Genomic DNA, 14,796 nt, shown 5'->3' with positions numbered 1-14,796 from the left:
GCACAGATGTAGTGTCATACATCGCTGTGTAAAAGGGGCCACCAGAAATAGAGTGGCCCCTTTTGCATACTTAATATTCGCCCAGTAACTGCTGCGCACGTGCCTGCCAACTGCCGTCTATTGATGCTGCCTGCATCAAGGCGTTGTGTGCTTCGTCGGGCTTATCCTGTTGCAGCAGCAAAATCCCCAGGTTGAGCCAAGCGGCCCCCATGTGTGCATTGTACTGGGTCGCTGCGTTAAAGGCTGTCATCGCCTCCTTGGGCCGGCTATCGGCGTACAGCGCGTTGCCCAGCGCAAACTGCGCCAGTGGATTAGTTGGGTAGCGATTAACCAGGGTTTGCCAACTGCTTAGAGCTTCTTTGGGGCCGTGAGCTTCTTCGTAAGCGCTAATAGCCTCCAGTGCATTACGGGCACTAATGCCTTCCGGTAGAGTGCCGGGGTTGGCCACAATAAATCCCCAGCGACCACTGCGCGCCCAGGTCGCATCAAAGCGGCTAAACGACAGCGTATGTCGCTCACGTTCACCACTGCGCAGGATGAGCGTTTCATCAGGTAAGTCAAATCCGATAGCCACCGCGTAGTGCCACATGGGATAAATAGGCAGTGACAGGTTCTGCATCACCACGACTGGGTCACCGTTAGCCAAATGGTTTAACAGTGCATCCATAGTACCGCGAATGGGGTAGGCAAGTTGTTGATGGCGGCGAACGGTAGACAGCATTTCAGGTTGAACGCTACCGTCACGCCCTGGCAAGAATACTTGCGGAATCAGCTGGTCAACGCCCACCTCAACGCCTTGGTAGTTCAACACCATGGCAAGCGTTGCCGGGCCACACTGGTACTCGCTTTGGGCAAAAAACGGTACGGCACGATTTTCTACCTGAGGGGTCAAGGCTTCGTAGGTGCTGTCGAGTAAAATAGGGCTGCGGGCACAGGCAGAAAGCAGTAGGGCGAGCATAAAAACGCCCGCAAAGCGGGCGTAGGGCAACAATGTTTTCATAGTGGCTGGCTTAGCGGGTAAACGGATAAACGTCGGTCAAACCGAGAATATCAGTAATCAGCAAAATGATGAAAACGGCAAACAGGGCACCGATAACACCGCCGCCTGCACCGGCAGGCAACTGATCAAGCTGCTGAGCCATTTGCTGTGCTTCGGCATCGCTCAGAGCGGCAACGCGGGCGTCTACCTCATCAAGATCCACACCCTGCTTTAGCAGCTGGTCCTGTACATCGGCACGGGCCAGAATTTCGTTTATCCGCTCACGGTCAGCGCCGACACGATCACCTGCTAAAACAGACTGAGTTGAAACTAAATCCATGGATTGGGGGGCGGCAGGCGCAGCAGCGACGGGCAGGCTGGTGATCACTAGCGCCGCGATCAAGAGTGTAGAGAGGTAAGCGCGCAATGTTTTCATCGTCTTCTTCCTTAGAGACTGGTCAGGGGTATCGAGCATTGTGCTGCTCTAATCACTAGTATAGGAATAAAGAGGACGGGCTTTAAGTCTATTGTGCAATATGCTAATTATTTGCACTAATGCGGTAGGTCCAGGCTGTCTCAGCAAGAATACCTTTACCGCCCGCCATGGTCATCGCCAAGTCATGAAGACCTGGCCATAAGGGCACGTTAGCGGCCCCTTTAACGGCTAAATCCAGCCGTTGGGCCATCAACAGCAGCTTGTGCAAGCGCTTCATGGGAAGACGCTTTATGGCCTTTTGATAAGCGGGGCGGCGCTTGTCAAAAATCATTGGCTTTTGGGTTTTGCAGGCGTGCTCAAAACTTTGGCCTTGATCCAGGTGCTGATGCAAAGAGAGTAGTGTTCGCAACTCGCGGCTTAATGCCCATAGCACGATGGGTGCTTCGACCCCTTCACTGCGCAGCCCCTGCACTATACGTGAGGCGCGGCTAACCTCACCTTTTAAACAGGCATCCGCCAGGTTGAACACATCAAAGCGCGAGCTATCCTCTACGCCCTGGGCGATGCTCTCAACGTTTAAGCGGGTACCTTGCGGATGAATCAGTGAGAGTTTTTGAAGCTCCTGATCGGCGGCCAGCAGGTTACCCTCAGTACGCTCACCCAGTAGGCGCGCAGCCTCAAGGTCAATCTGCAGGCCATGCATTGATGCTCGATCACGTAGCCAGTAGCCCAAGCGAGAATTATCTACGGGCCATACGGGGACAAACAAGCCATGCTTATCAAGGGCTTTAAACCAGACGCTTTTCTGCTGTTTGCCATCCAGCTTACCCATGCTGAGCAGCAGCATGTCGTCGCTGTTGGTGATGGTTTCAGCGTACTGCGCTAGTGCTTTGCTGCCTTCCTGGCCCAGTTTGTGGGTGCCCAAGCGAACTTCCATCAACTTGCTGGTTGCAAATAATGAAAGGTTGCTGGCGGCCTCCAGTAAGCGGCCCCAGGCAAAGTTGGCATCTATGTCCAGTACTTCGCGCTCTTCAATACCGGCTTGGCGCGCGGCGGCACGTACTGCATCACAGGCATCGCGGTGCTGGAGCGGCTCATCGCCCGCTACGATGACGACCTTAGGCAGCGCTTTACTTAAGGCACCCGGCAATTGGTCGGCAAAAACCTTCACTCAACACCCTTAATGTTAACCAAGCGTTCCACAATACGTTGTGCTAGCTCCCGCGCAAGCGATTGCTCTGCTTCATTGAACAAGGTTTCACGATTGAGCAAATCATCATCGTTAACACGGATGGTTCTGCTGACAGATACGTTACTGCCGTTAAGCGCATATGCATTGGTCTGACGCTGTTGGACCGAGAGCGTTGTACTCAGCACCAGCTCGTGTTCACGGCTGGCGCGACTATCGCTACCAATGCGTCGCTCCAGTAAGGAAGGGGGGCCTAACGTGACGCGCCAAGGCGCGTCAGGTCTAATCTCCGTTCCTAACTGTGTCAGGCGTGCACGTAGCTGCTGGGCCGTGGTGCTATTAATGTCCCCTTCCAGCGTCAGCGCGGGCAGGCTGGGCATAGCGCCATGGCCGCGCAGATGAAAGCCGCAACCGCTGAGTAGCACCGCCGCTGAAGCGGCGATGCTGGTTGTCAAAAATGTGCGTCGATTCATCCGCTTACCACAATGTTTACCAGCTTGCCTGGCACGACAATCACTTTACGGACCGTTTTGTCTTCCAAGTGGCGCTGGACGTTTTCGTTTTCCATCGCCAGTTTCTCGATGGCTGCTTTGTCTGCACTAGCCGGTGCTTCCAGGCGTGCACGTAACTTACCGTTTACTTGCACGACAAGTTCAATGCTATCGCGAGTAAGCGCTGCTTCGTCAAGCACTGGCCACTGCACTTCAATAGCGGGTTCTGCATGCCCCAGGTTCTGCCACAACTGATGGCACACGTGTGGAGTGATTGGGGAAAGCAGCAAGACACATGCTTCCAGCGTTTCACGGCTAACCGCTAAACCAAGCTCAGAGGTGTCATCAAACTTTCCAAGCGCGTTGGAAAGCTCCATGACTGCTGCGATAGCGGTATTAAAGGTGGTGCGGCGGCCAATATCGTCGCTGGCTTTCTTGATGGTTTCATGCGTTTTTCGACGCAGTGTTTTTTGGTCATCATTAAGCGCATCAACCTTCAGCTCACCCGGTGTGCCGGCTTCAAGATGCTCGCTCACTTGGCGCCAAATGCGCTTGATAAAGCGGTGCGCACCTTCAACACCTGAGTCAGACCATTCCAGCGACTGCTCGGGCGGCGCCGCAAACATCATGAACAAGCGAACGGTATCAGCACCGAACTTATCGATCATCGATTGCGGATCAACACCGTTATTTTTCGACTTGGACATTTTTTCGATGCCGCCCATCTCAACCGGCTGACCATCACTTATCAGGACAGCGCTTAGCGGACGGCCTTTCTCATCACGCTGAACGTCGACATCGTCCGGGTTGAACCACTGTTTGCCGCCGTTATCGGTATGGCGATAGTAGGTTTCTGCGATGACCATGCCTTGCGTAAGCAACTGCTGGAAGGGCTCATCAGAATCAACCAGGCCAAAGTCGCGCATCAGCTTATGGAAGAAACGTGCGTATAGCAGGTGCAAAATGGCGTGCTCGATACCGCCGATATAAAGATCGACCGGTAACCAGTAGTTGGCGCGATCGTCCAGCATGGCGTCATGATTATCGGCGCAGCAGAAGCGCGCAAAGTACCAGGAGGACTCCATAAAGGTGTCAAACGTATCGGTTTCGCGTACCCAACCATCGCCCAGGTCAGAAAACTCAGGCATTTTCTTGAGCGGTGAGCCGGAGGCGTCAACCGTCACTTCCATGGGAAGTGATACCGGGAGCTCTTCATCGGTCAGCGGAACGGTCTGGCCTTCCGGGCCGTATTTAACCGGAATCGGCGCGCCCCAATACCGCTGGCGGGCAACACCCCAATCGCGCAGGCGATAGTTGGTTTTAACCTCGCCACGGCCCATTTCGGTAAGTTTTGCGGCAATCGCGTCAAAGGCCTGCTCAAACTCCAAGCCATCGAACTCACCGGAATTGATCAGCGCACCATGCTCAATATACGCGGCTTCGGAAAGGTCGGGCGTATTGCCGTTTTCATCGGCAATAACAGGTTTAATATCGACACCGTACTTGGTGGCGAACTCCCAGTCGCGCTGGTCGTGGGCAGGTACTGCCATGACAGCGCCGGTGCCGAACTCCATAAGTACAAAGTTGGCCACAAACACCGGAACTTTAGCGCCGCTCAGCGGGTGAATGGCTACATGGCCGGTGGCCATGCCAAGTTTCTCTTTAGTGGCCATTTCAGCTTCTGAGGTGCCGCCTTTGGCGCACTCTTCACAGAAGGCTGCCAGCGCTGTGTTTTGTTCTGCCGCCTGTTTGGCAAGCGGGTGGCCAGCGGCTACCGCGACGTAGGTAACCCCTGACAGTGTATCCGGACGAGTAGTGTAAACGGCTAGTGGTTCAGCCGCGCTACCGTCTGCCGCTTCGATATCAAACGTCAGCTCAACGCCACGAGATTTACCAATCCAGTTGCGCTGCATGGTTTTGACCTGCTCAGGCCATTCTACTTTGTCCAGGTCGGTCAAAAGCTCATCGGCGTAGTCGGTGATCTTCAAGAACCACAGCGGAATTTCCTTACGCTCAACCAGCGCACCTGAGCGCCAGCCGCGGCCGTCAATGACCTGCTCATTGGCAAGTACGGTCTGATCAACCGGGTCCCAGTTCACTGTGGACATCTTCTTGTAAACCAGGCCTTTCTCGACCAATTTGGTAAAGAACCACTGTTCCCAGCGATAGTAGCTGGTATCGCAGGTGGCGAATTCGCGGCTCCAGTCGTAGGCAAAGCCTAGCGCTTTCAACTGGTTGCGCATGTAATCAATGTTTTGATATGTCCATTCCGCAGGCGGTACCTGGTTCTGGATCGCTGCATTTTCCGCAGGCATGCCAAAAGCGTCCCAGCCCATGGGCTGCATCACATTTTTACCCTGCATGCGCTGGAAACGTGAAATGACGTCACCGATAGTATAGTTACGCACATGGCCCATATGCAGCTTGCCGCTGGGGTAGGGGAACATGGATAGGCAGTAAAACTTCTCGCGATTCGCGTCTTCTACTGCTTTGAAGCACTGATGTTTGTCCCAGTACTGCTGGGCGTCACGTTCAATTTCACGAGGGCTATAGTGTGCGTCCATCGGTTTTTTTAATGCCTTGGCGTATTCGCCCAATAGGGCGCAAAGTGAATGGTAGATGACGACTGTCAGATAAGTAGTGTCGATTGTATCCTATGAAGGGGTATCCTTGAACGGCAAGCTGATGATAGGAAACACCTGCGTCGACAAAAGGAGAGGCATCATGAGTGAACAACACAATGACCACCGCTTGCGCGAAGGCTATGAGCGCTTGCTGGAGCGCATGCAGCATGGCGCAAATGACTTAACCTGGGACAATCTGCAAAAGGATTTAGACGACGCAGTCGCTTTTGAAGAGGAGCTTGAAGAGTACACGAAAGATGAGCTGGCCCTGCTGCGCGCTTGGGTTGAGCGCGACTTAAAAGATATGCGCCACTACCTGGCAGATACCGGGATGCAGGTCGCTACCTGGTTGGGCGTGGATATCAGTGGGCTTTCTCGTCGCGTTGCGGAGTCACTACTTTCCATCGCAGATCGAAGCATTGTAGAGCGTGAGCGCTTTGATGAAGATCTTGAGGCAGCTCGGGCAGATTATTGCGAAGGTGAAATGGCGGCACCAGGCCTGATGGCCTGTGTCCACTGTGATACTCAGGTAATGCTGCCCCATGTGGCGCGCCTTGAGCCTTGCCATCAATGTGGTCACCGCTACTTTTATCGGTTTCCGAGTAAGGTTATCGAAACCTGAGCAGCTCTCTAACCGCTGTAAAATGGTGTGGGCAGGGAGGACGCGTCAGTAGCTCAATCTAGTCAGTTGGGTGGTCAGAGCAGGGGCTCACCGAAGGGGGTTGCCCCTGTTCCGTTGGTAATTCTGTGTGATGCAATAGGCGGGGAGCTACGTCACCAGATAGCTCATCGCAGTGATTGAGGCTAGCGAAAGTAGACTCATCACCGTTGCATAAAAAAGATTGTTTTTCATCATGTGGTAACCGTTGATCCCGTAGCGGCCCTGAAGGCTCAGGTTAATTCCTGATAAAGGCCCGACGCTGGTGCCCACGGCCCATGAACATAAACAGACAAACGCAAACAGAGTGTGCTCTCCACCGTGCAAACTTACGATGGAGGCCAGCACCGATACCCCAATAATCGGGTGAAGCCCCACCAGCGCACTCAGCACAATGCTGAGAAAACTCATCATGCCTTGCTGTGCGCCAAAGGTTTCGAATAGCGTCCAATCGTTGCCCGCTACGGCAGCCACAAGCGCTGAAAGCCCCAGCGTAAAAAGCCCAGCCGCTAAAAACAGTGAGACTTCTCCTCGCATGGCCGGGAGGCGTGTGGTGGTGTGTTGGCGAACACGCCACAACGTATAGCCGGTGCCTTCGCGCAGGTTATAGATCAAGGCAACGGCCGGGATCAAAAAGGTAATAATGCCAACAATTGAGAGTCTGGGCGTTAGCCAGAAATGAAACACCATGACCAACAAGGCCATGATCACGGGCATTAGTAGGCTGCGCGGTGCCAGAGAAAAGCCATACACCTCACGTAAATCAAATCGGCGGCCAAGTTCAAGCGTCGTTAGCAACCCGGAAATCATTGCTAATGGGAATCCAAAGAGTGCCACGTAGGAGTACTGCATCTGTGGTGCGAGTGCGATCACTATTCCCATGGAAGCAAAAAACGGTGACCACAGCGCGGCACTTGACAGCCCTCGATTCAATGCCAGGTACTGTGGAATCGTTAAAGGAGCCGTTCGTGCCAGTCGGTCACCGACCATAATAACGGTCGATATATTCAAAATCGTGCCCAGAAAATGCACGCCAAGCCAGGTACGTAATACGCCGCCACTGCCCGTTAAGCGTTTGCCAGGCGCTTTTTTTCGCCCTTGCTGTTTACCTACCAGGGAAATAAAGCTGACGCCTACCAGCATGGCCACTACAAAGGCATTGCCCTGCAGCATTGCGGGCCAATCCACGTGGTCATGGTAATAAAAACGCGCCACCAGCAGCATTAATATGCCCAAAACCATCAACACGCCGGCCTGAAAACGTGAGCGCTTGGGAATGTCCTTCCACAGCAATATCACGGCGAGCCACAACAAATAGCTCACTGCGTGCGCCGTGTTTATCAGACCGGTAAACCCAAGAACCTGTGCGATCAACCCAAGCAGAATCAGCACACCCGCCAAGCGCTGCCGAAAAGTCGTTTCTTGCATGCTAAACCCTTAAAGTGAATTAGCAGGCTAATAGGGTTGGTGCTGAAAGGCTAGTCGCAGCCGATATGCTATCAATAAATTGATGAGGTTTTTAATGAAAATAAGGTCAATGAACATCGCTGATTTAGACGAAGCTGCAAGCGTCCATTCACTGGCATTTCCTCGCCAAACGCATTCGTATGAATGGTTGGAATGCAGTCTCAGTGCCTCTCCTCGATTTCTTTGCTTTGTCGTAGAGGAGGAGTGTAGCGTTATTGGATATATTGTTTGGATGCAAAAAAGCGGCTTCCGCCCGGAGGCGGTTCTGGAGTTAGAGCAATTGGCAGTATTGCCAAATCGTCAAGGTAAAGGGGTTGGGAAAAATTTAATCGAAAATTCACTCCCTTTGGTTAAAGAGCAGCTGGCACAACAGGGTTCCACGTTAAAGCACGTATTGGTCACCACTAGAGCGGATAACGTTGCTCAACGATTATATAGATCCACATTAGGCGCTGAGATTGAAGCCACTATTAGTAATTTATATTCATCAGACGAAGTGTTGATGATTGCGCGTAATGTTAATGGTGTTTCACAATGCGGGTATACAGGTATTGGTTGTAAACCGCCCAGCAATGAAAAAGCAGAAAGGTAACGACAAAGCCAGAGGCGACGACTTTGATCATAAGGGAGCCATAAAGTTGTTCCAGAATGGCCTCTTCAATAACAAAGAAGGTGTATAACCTTGCCAGCACGAGTAGCCATAAAATAAGTGTGGCAGCCGTAATAAGGAGGTCGCGGATACGGTAGCCCCAGCCTCGTTGGGAAGGGTTATCAATAATGATAGGCACGAGTTTATTGTTCATGGAAGGGCTCTCCTCGGTCTGGGCTGGTCCAGGTCGCAAGCCTTCCTTGTTGGCGCATGATGGCTTTTGGGAAGGCAATAACAACGGTCGCCATATTGATCATCCAGTAGGCAAATGGGTACCAAATGCTCCAATAAACGCAGCGAAATATCTGTTTGTCGTAGCGACTGTCGATATAAAAACTGACGGTAAATTGGATAAAGCTAATCGCGATAAGAAGGCTGCCAAAATATGAGAATGTCTGTGTTGTGATCGGCCAAGCCGTGGGCTGAGCCGCCAGGGAAATAAGCCAGGCGATAAGTAAAGCGATCACCGAGTAGCACCAGACCACACTGACGATATATTCCAGCATCAATGGCCAGAAGCGCCGATTCCTCCAGCGAATGGTTTGAGAGAAATAACGCAAAACGACTTCTCCACCACCTTGGGACCAGCGCAGCCGCTGCTTAAAAAGCCCGCGCAGCGTTTCAGGCATCAGCACCCAGCACATGGCGCGTGGCTCGTAGCGGACATGGCCGCCTGCCAGCTGCAAACGCCAGCTAATGTCGATATCTTCGGTAATCATATCGGTGTTCCAGCCGCCGACTTTCTCCAGAGCCGTGCGTCTAAATGCACAGATAACACCGGATATGGTAAACACCATGCCGTAGATACGCTGGGCTCGTTTGATAAGACCGATAATCGCGGAAAATTCGCCGGTTTGTATTTTGCCAATAGCCGTTGAACGGGTTCTCACGCGAGGGTTGCCGGTGACGCCGCTTACTTTAGGGCTGCTTATAAAATGCCCCATCATGTAGCTAATAGCGTCGTAATCGAGAATGGCATCTCCATCAATGCCCACAATGATCTCGCCCGTTGCCTCACCCAACCCAAGATTCATAGCGCTAGCTTTACCCTGGTTGGGTTGGTGCAGCACTTTTAACCCAGGATACTCAACCGCGAGCGCTTCAAGCCGACTACCGGTGCTGTCATTGCTACCATCATTAATGGCAACCACTTCTATGTGCGGATAGTTTTGCTTGAAAAGATGATGAACAGTTTCATCGACATTAGCGCTTTCGTTATAACAGGGCAGCAACACCGTGACTGAAGGCGCGTTTTCATCCCATTCAAACGTATCGGGCCAAGGCTGCTTACGTTCCCAATGCACATAAAAGTAGATGCCGCCACAAATCCAGATGGTTGCCATTAGGCTCGGGTAACCAAGCGTGAACATGGCTAGGTAGTCGAGTATGTTCATGGGAGAGCCCTAAAGCGACGTCCAATGGAGAAGGCGGGCTTAATAACACTGATTTCAGGATGGCTTTGAATAAAATCGTCCGGATAGTAACCGATATGTTTGATGCCTTCTTCGCGCAGCAAACGTATCCATTCAGCGATTTCCGCGCTGGGGATCGGGGTTTGGGTGCGCCAATCCTGGGTCTGTAATTCAAAGACCAACTGATTGGCATTAACCTGAGAAAGTGAGCGTTGCGCCAGCGCCCGCAGCCATTCGTTAGGGTTGTCTGCTTCTTCCATATAGGGCATGGCCATGACGGTAACAAAGTCGTAGCTCTCTGCGAAATTTTGGATATCCTGGGAGAACCACAGTTGGCTTTCTGGGTTCATTATCGTGCCTGCATAAAGGTTGCGCGCCGTTGTGAATACTTTGTTGTCGGCTTGGCGATAGTAGTCAGCGGCTTGTGTCAGTTCGTCAGTAAAATTTGTCAAGAACTGGGTCTTATGCCGAGTCCATAGATCCATCAGGTTGTCATCGTTCTTGATCGAGGCCACATCAGCAGGCAGAGAAACCTGTGCATAGGCGGACAGTGCTTCGGGATTGTTATCTTCAAAGTCGGTGAGAAAAGCATCATCGTGAAAGATCAGGCCATCGAATTTCGTCAGCCGCCCGAGGTCTTGATAAATTTCACGGATAATACGACGGTTATCTTCTACATAGGGTGAGAGTCGGCGGTATTGGCCGGGGTTCTCGGCACCCGTTCTGACATCGGTGACATAGCGGTGTCCGTCACCAAGATCAAATGAGAGAACGGGCATCCAGGCATAGACTTTTACCTCAGCACGTTTTTTAAGCTGCCAGGCGACTCGGTTGAAAAGGTCGGCTCTTACCGGTAAATGACGATTAGGGAAGTAGAGTTCATCGGCGACGCCGTTGCCATCTGGGTCTGCAAATGCTTGTAAATAAACGGTGCTAATTCCGTAGTTAAAAATTCGTTCAATCAGCCTGTCGAGGTTTCGTTCTTGCTGCACGGGGTCTTCATCAAAAACGTAATCCAAATCAACGTGGACGATACGGAGTTCTTCGGGCTGCCATACGCGATCAGACAGTATTTCATCAATGGTTTGAAGGCCGGTTTCCTGGTCAATGAGGTAGCGGTTAATAGTTCGCATGGCGTCGTTGAGTTGATTGGGCGCACTTAGCAAGCTAAAGGTGTACGTCATCCCGTATTCGCCAGCGATATCCAGCGTTGCTTTGCTATAGGCACCGTAAGGCCACACCATTATGCGAGGAGAGCGACCCAAATGCGTTTGAAACTGCTGCCGGGTTCGCGCCATGTCGTCGTGAATTCTTTGAAGATAGGTGGCTTCACTTTCATAGCCGGTTTGGGGGTCCCAGATGCTGGTGATAGAGGCGGCTTGCTCGTTACCCATCGGGTTTCCCTTAACGCCATAGTGTAGGCGGTAGGTATGCGAGGCAATTTCGACCAAGGGCGATTCATCAAGCGTTCGGACCTGCTCCCAGGTTAAGAAACGTTCGCGAGGCAAGGTTGTATTGCCATAGGGAACTTGCCCGCCGGCGGGAACATCCATCCAGCTTCCCACCACCGCTTGAATAGCCGGAAAGTTATAGAGTTTGAGTAGCGGAAAAACGATGTCATAAAAGCTGCGGTACCCATCATCAAAGGTAAGCAGTACGGCCTTTTCGGGGAGCGGCGGCCCACCAGCCTTGGCGTCGATAATTTGTTGAAGGCTAACAGGATGGTAGCCGCCTGTTGCCAGCAGGTTAAAGTGCTCAATTAAACGGCTTCGGGTAATGGTTTGTGAGTAGATGGGTAAATCGGGGGTAACCGCCGTATCAACAATGTCATGATAGCTGATAACCACGTAATCACCGGACACCCGGGCTGCGTGGGCACTTTGAAGGCTTAGCATGGCCAGCAAGGCAGCGCTAATTACAAAAACACGCCAATGTTTCATAAGAACCTCCATATAAAGCTGGCCTCAATGCGGTTGTCATATTCAGGGGTGCCGTCGTAAACGGACCTTTCTCTGAAAATGCCATATTCAATATTGAACGTGGGTGCTAATTGCCACTGATGCTCGTAACCCAGCGACCAGGTGTTTTCGCTGCCATTGTCTTCTTGCCAGTAGCGTCCGGAGCCTAGCGATAGGGTCTGAATAAACGACTGTCGATAATCGAGGGGGAGTTCATAATTTAGTGATAAAACACCACCGAGGTTGGCGTCTCGACGTGGGTTGAAGTAGCTGGCCTCAACCTCATCGTTGCGTGACGTGGTGGTATACACTTCACCGTTAATTTGCCAGCGATCAAGATGATAGAGTGTTTGGTTCCAGTAGCCATAGACAGATTGGCGCAGATTGTTGTCTTCAAAGTCGGTCACCATCAGGCCGATCGCTCCTGCGCCGCGCTCATCATGACGATAGGCGATCTCTCCGCGATATCGGTCGGCATTAATGCCGTCACGCAACGCCCGTAAAGGAGTGTCTGGTGTGTTAAGTTCGATACCCAGCGTGGTGGTTAGGTGGTCTGAAGCGGCGTAGCGCAACTCAACCGAAGCCATAAAGTTATTGTTAAGTTGGGCACCGTGCCCGGCGGCAAATTTTATGGTCGCTGGGTGTAAGTTCCACTCATAACCCGCTATGTCGTAGGCTGCGTAAAGGTTTGTGTCATCAAATTTCCCATACTGACCGATGCGTTGTGCAAATGCGCGGGAGCCGCTTGTATTACGTGGTCCTTCCAAAAGCACGTCATAGCGCCATTCCCGCGAGGCTTGGGTGCCGCTACCTTGCCCCTCGCTACGCGTTACCGAGTTAGTCAGCTGTGGTGCACGTAGCTCACGCAACGTTCGTACTAGCTCATCCCGGGTTGCGCTGGGTTTGGCTTCGGCGATCTCTTGCGCGGCGGCCGTTGTAGTGCCTTTCCATTGCCCGCGCTCCAGGTTGGCCAGCAGCATCCCATGGCGGGCTGCGTCTTGCTGGTCTGGGGAAAGTAGCTCTGTCGCGCGTAGGTAAGATACTTCCGCTTTTCGTTGCCAGCCTCGGTCTCGTTCAATGTCACCTTTAACCTGCCAAAGATAAGGGTCGCCAGGTGCCTGGTCTTGATAATTGGCCAAGCGTTCGCTGGCCAAGCCAGCTTGACCACGCCAGGCAGTAAGCAACACGTCAAGTAGCAGGACTTTTTGATAGTTTGGGTTATTGATACGCGTGGTCTGAGTGAAATCCCAGCGCTGTTCGGGTTCGCTCGCACGCCAGGAAGCCAACAGTCGATCAGCATCACGAAAACGCTGAGCGTCGGTATAGCTATAAAAGAGCCCTTCGTTAAGCGGATCATCAGGGTCAGAGCCACGCTGAGGGGTTTGTTGTATCAGGCCTTCGTAAAGCGCAATGGCTTCGTCAGGGCGGCCCAGGCCATTCAAGGCATACGCTCTGGCCCGGCTCACGTAACTTGGCAACGGGCCATGCTGATGTTGGAGCCTAACGGCGAGGACCTCCGCTTCGGAGAAGTGCCTTAGCTGGGCAAGTGCGACGACTTTGTCATATTCGGCAAGCTTGACTAATTCCTGAGGGACCGCTGGTGAATCCAGTACCTGGTTTAACTGGGCCAAGCCACTGCGCGTTCTGGGAGGCTGATCCGTATGAATGCCCAAACGTATATCAGTAACTGCTTCGTAGTAGATAAGCCAAAGGCGGTCACTTTCAGAGAAAACCGTTGGGTTGTCCTGCATGATGTTACGGGCGGCGGAGCTGGCGCCTAAACCCACTGCCAAGCGGTAGAGTGCCTGTAACTCGCTGGTATTGGCGGGGTCTTGCTCTACCAGTGCTTGCCGAACCTGTAGCTCTTGAACGGCATTCATTGTTTTTGCGGCCAAATAGCCTTTGGCTTCCAAGCCGGCGGTCGTCGTGCCTGCCACTTGGCTATATTGCTGTAAGGCGATATCGGCCAAGGTATAATTAGCCATGTCGGTGTGAACTAACGCTTGCCCAAGCCAACCTTCTGCATAGGTAGGACTGCGATAGGTAAGCGATTGAAATAGCGAGAGCGCTTTAGGGTAATCACCTGCACTACGCGCTGCACCGCCCAGGTTGGCAAGTTCAGAGTCGCTGTAATCCTGGGGTTGACACGCTGAGCAAACTGCCAGCGCGTCTTCATACCTTGTCGCACGTACCAGCAGAGCTATCAAATCCTCCCGTACACGACTGTTTTGTGTTCGATAATAAAGGGATTGTAAACCATCAATTGAAGGCCCAGGTGCTCCATGGCGTGCTTCTAAAACCAAGGCTTCCCGCTGTGCATTTATAGTGGTTTGCCCATACACCGTATCTACGCTTAAACAAGCGAGTAAGTAAATGGGTAATAAGGCGCGAGGATGACCGTGCATAGTGTTATTCCTACACTGAGGCGTAGTAGCAAACGCTATTGCTAAGAAAAACGTGTATATTCAGTGTATAGGAGTATCTAATAGGTTGAACCAGGATAAAGGTTGATATTGAAGCCGGTAATAATGGTTCGTAATGCCGAACGTCTAAGTAGTATTGATGAGTATTGAAGTATTATTCTTTTTAATTATTTTTCTTCGTGAATGATTAAAATGTTGAGTGTTTCTCAAATTACTTTATAAAAAGTTGAATTTAAAAGGTAAGATTTAAAAGAGTGGATAAAGGTAGAGGTTGAAGGTTTTAATGGTTATATGTTAGTAATTACGATTAATTGTAAGTTATTTTCCTGGGTGTGAAGTATGTGCTTTTAAGAAGCAGTAGGTAGGTAAGTTGGGCATAAAGTTGGTCGAGCTCAGGACGAGTTGTAGGCGCAAGTGGCTAGACACATCATTGCGATAAATTGTCTGCTGAACTTAAAAGGATAACATATACCTGGTTATCCATGATGCGTCGTTTTCGTCGCCTCCAGC

Annotated in this window: 11 protein-coding genes; 2 read left to right on the top strand and 9 right to left on the bottom strand. The window is 51.8% G+C overall.

The window, feature by feature from the left end; all coding sequences use genetic code 11:
- Positions 1-70 precede the first annotated feature (70 nt).
- The 5 genes from ACT3RU_RS07890 to leuS all read right to left on the bottom strand — a co-directional run bounded on the left by ACT3RU_RS07890 (position 71) and on the right by leuS (position 5,659).
- The gene (locus tag ACT3RU_RS07890) at positions 71-1,000 is read right to left on the bottom strand and encodes a PA2778 family cysteine peptidase (protein WP_192528030.1); all 930 of its coding nucleotides are present in this window, start codon (positions 998-1,000) and stop codon (positions 71-73) included.
- Positions 1,001-1,010: 10 nt separating this feature from the next.
- Complete coding sequence (locus ACT3RU_RS07885) at positions 1,011-1,415, bottom strand: PA2779 family protein (protein ID WP_087107490.1); 405 nt, start codon at positions 1,413-1,415, stop codon at positions 1,011-1,013.
- Between the two features lie 103 nt (positions 1,416-1,518).
- Positions 1,519-2,586 carry a DNA polymerase III subunit delta gene (holA, locus tag ACT3RU_RS07880; protein WP_087107488.1) on the bottom strand — a complete coding sequence of 356 codons (1,068 nt, stop codon included), beginning with the start codon at positions 2,584-2,586 and terminating at the stop codon, positions 1,519-1,521.
- On the bottom strand, positions 2,583-3,077 hold the full coding sequence (locus tag ACT3RU_RS07875; protein ID WP_087107486.1) for an LPS-assembly lipoprotein LptE: 495 nt from the start codon (positions 3,075-3,077) through the stop codon (positions 2,583-2,585). Before ACT3RU_RS07875 ends, holA begins: the two co-directional genes overlap by 4 nt.
- Positions 3,074-5,659: a leucine--tRNA ligase gene (leuS, locus tag ACT3RU_RS07870; RefSeq protein ID WP_192528029.1), complete on the bottom strand. Its 2,586-nt coding sequence runs from the start codon at positions 5,657-5,659 to the stop codon at positions 3,074-3,076. Before leuS ends, ACT3RU_RS07875 begins: the two co-directional genes overlap by 4 nt.
- Before the next feature lie 160 nt (positions 5,660-5,819).
- Here leuS and ACT3RU_RS07865 point away from each other — a divergent pair, with 160 nt between their 5' ends.
- Positions 5,820-6,341, top strand: coding sequence for a zinc ribbon-containing protein (locus ACT3RU_RS07865; protein WP_087107482.1), 522 nt, complete (start codon positions 5,820-5,822; stop codon positions 6,339-6,341).
- Between the two features lie 147 nt (positions 6,342-6,488).
- Here ACT3RU_RS07865 and ACT3RU_RS07860 read toward each other — a convergent pair whose 3' ends face one another.
- On the bottom strand, positions 6,489-7,805 hold the full coding sequence (locus ACT3RU_RS07860; RefSeq protein WP_087107480.1) for a hypothetical protein: 1,317 nt from the start codon (positions 7,803-7,805) through the stop codon (positions 6,489-6,491).
- Positions 7,806-7,914: 109 nt separating this feature from the next.
- Between ACT3RU_RS07860 and ACT3RU_RS07855 the strand changes: the two genes are divergently transcribed.
- Positions 7,915-8,436: a GNAT family N-acetyltransferase gene (locus ACT3RU_RS07855; RefSeq protein WP_192528028.1), complete on the top strand. Its 522-nt coding sequence runs from the start codon at positions 7,915-7,917 to the stop codon at positions 8,434-8,436.
- Positions 8,437-8,636: 200 nt separating this feature from the next.
- Here the strand turns inward: ACT3RU_RS07855 and pgaC are convergent, their stop codons facing one another.
- The 3 genes from pgaC to pgaA are packed head-to-tail and all read right to left on the bottom strand — an operon-like array spanning position 8,637 to position 14,268.
- The gene (gene pgaC / locus ACT3RU_RS07850; protein WP_192528027.1) at positions 8,637-9,887 is read right to left on the bottom strand and encodes a poly-beta-1,6-N-acetyl-D-glucosamine synthase; all 1,251 of its coding nucleotides are present in this window, start codon (positions 9,885-9,887) and stop codon (positions 8,637-8,639) included.
- Positions 9,884-11,845, bottom strand: a complete 1,962-nt coding sequence (gene pgaB, locus ACT3RU_RS07845) for a poly-beta-1,6-N-acetyl-D-glucosamine N-deacetylase PgaB (RefSeq protein WP_192528026.1) — start codon at positions 11,843-11,845, stop codon at positions 9,884-9,886. Before pgaB ends, pgaC begins: the two co-directional genes overlap by 4 nt.
- Complete coding sequence (gene pgaA / locus ACT3RU_RS07840) at positions 11,842-14,268, bottom strand: poly-beta-1,6 N-acetyl-D-glucosamine export porin PgaA (RefSeq protein WP_192528025.1); 2,427 nt, start codon at positions 14,266-14,268, stop codon at positions 11,842-11,844. The genes pgaB and pgaA overlap by 4 nt, the downstream gene beginning before the upstream one ends.
- Positions 14,269-14,796: the final 528 nt, after the last annotated feature.

The organism is Halomonas sp. TP35, assembly GCF_052375975.1.
Classification (GTDB): domain Bacteria; phylum Pseudomonadota; class Gammaproteobacteria; order Pseudomonadales; family Halomonadaceae; genus Vreelandella; species Vreelandella citrativorans.
This window is presented reverse-complemented; position numbering and strand designations above follow the sequence as displayed.

What these genes read in the sequence shown, in the direction of transcription:
- ACT3RU_RS07890 (WP_192528030.1), bottom strand. Translation starts at nt 1,000, where the DNA reads ATGAAAACATTGTTGCCCTACGCCCGCTTTGCGGGCGTTTTTATGCTC.
- ACT3RU_RS07885 (WP_087107490.1), bottom strand. Translation starts at nt 1,415, where the DNA reads ATGAAAACATTGCGCGCTTACCTCTCTACACTCTTGATCGCGGCGCTA.
- ACT3RU_RS07875 (WP_087107486.1), bottom strand. Translation starts at nt 3,077, where the DNA reads ATGAATCGACGCACATTTTTGACAACCAGCATCGCCGCTTCAGCGGCG.
- leuS (WP_192528029.1), bottom strand. Translation starts at nt 5,659, where the DNA reads ATGGACGCACACTATAGCCCTCGTGAAATTGAACGTGACGCCCAGCAG.
- ACT3RU_RS07865 (WP_087107482.1), top strand. Translation starts at nt 5,820, where the DNA reads ATGAGTGAACAACACAATGACCACCGCTTGCGCGAAGGCTATGAGCGC.
- ACT3RU_RS07860 (WP_087107480.1), bottom strand. Translation starts at nt 7,805, where the DNA reads ATGCAAGAAACGACTTTTCGGCAGCGCTTGGCGGGTGTGCTGATTCTG.
- ACT3RU_RS07855 (WP_192528028.1), top strand. Translation starts at nt 7,915, where the DNA reads ATGAACATCGCTGATTTAGACGAAGCTGCAAGCGTCCATTCACTGGCA.
- pgaC (WP_192528027.1), bottom strand. Translation starts at nt 9,887, where the DNA reads ATGAACATACTCGACTACCTAGCCATGTTCACGCTTGGTTACCCGAGC.
- pgaB (WP_192528026.1), bottom strand. Translation starts at nt 11,845, where the DNA reads ATGAAACATTGGCGTGTTTTTGTAATTAGCGCTGCCTTGCTGGCCATG.
- pgaA (WP_192528025.1), bottom strand. Translation starts at nt 14,268, where the DNA reads ATGCACGGTCATCCTCGCGCCTTATTACCCATTTACTTACTCGCTTGT.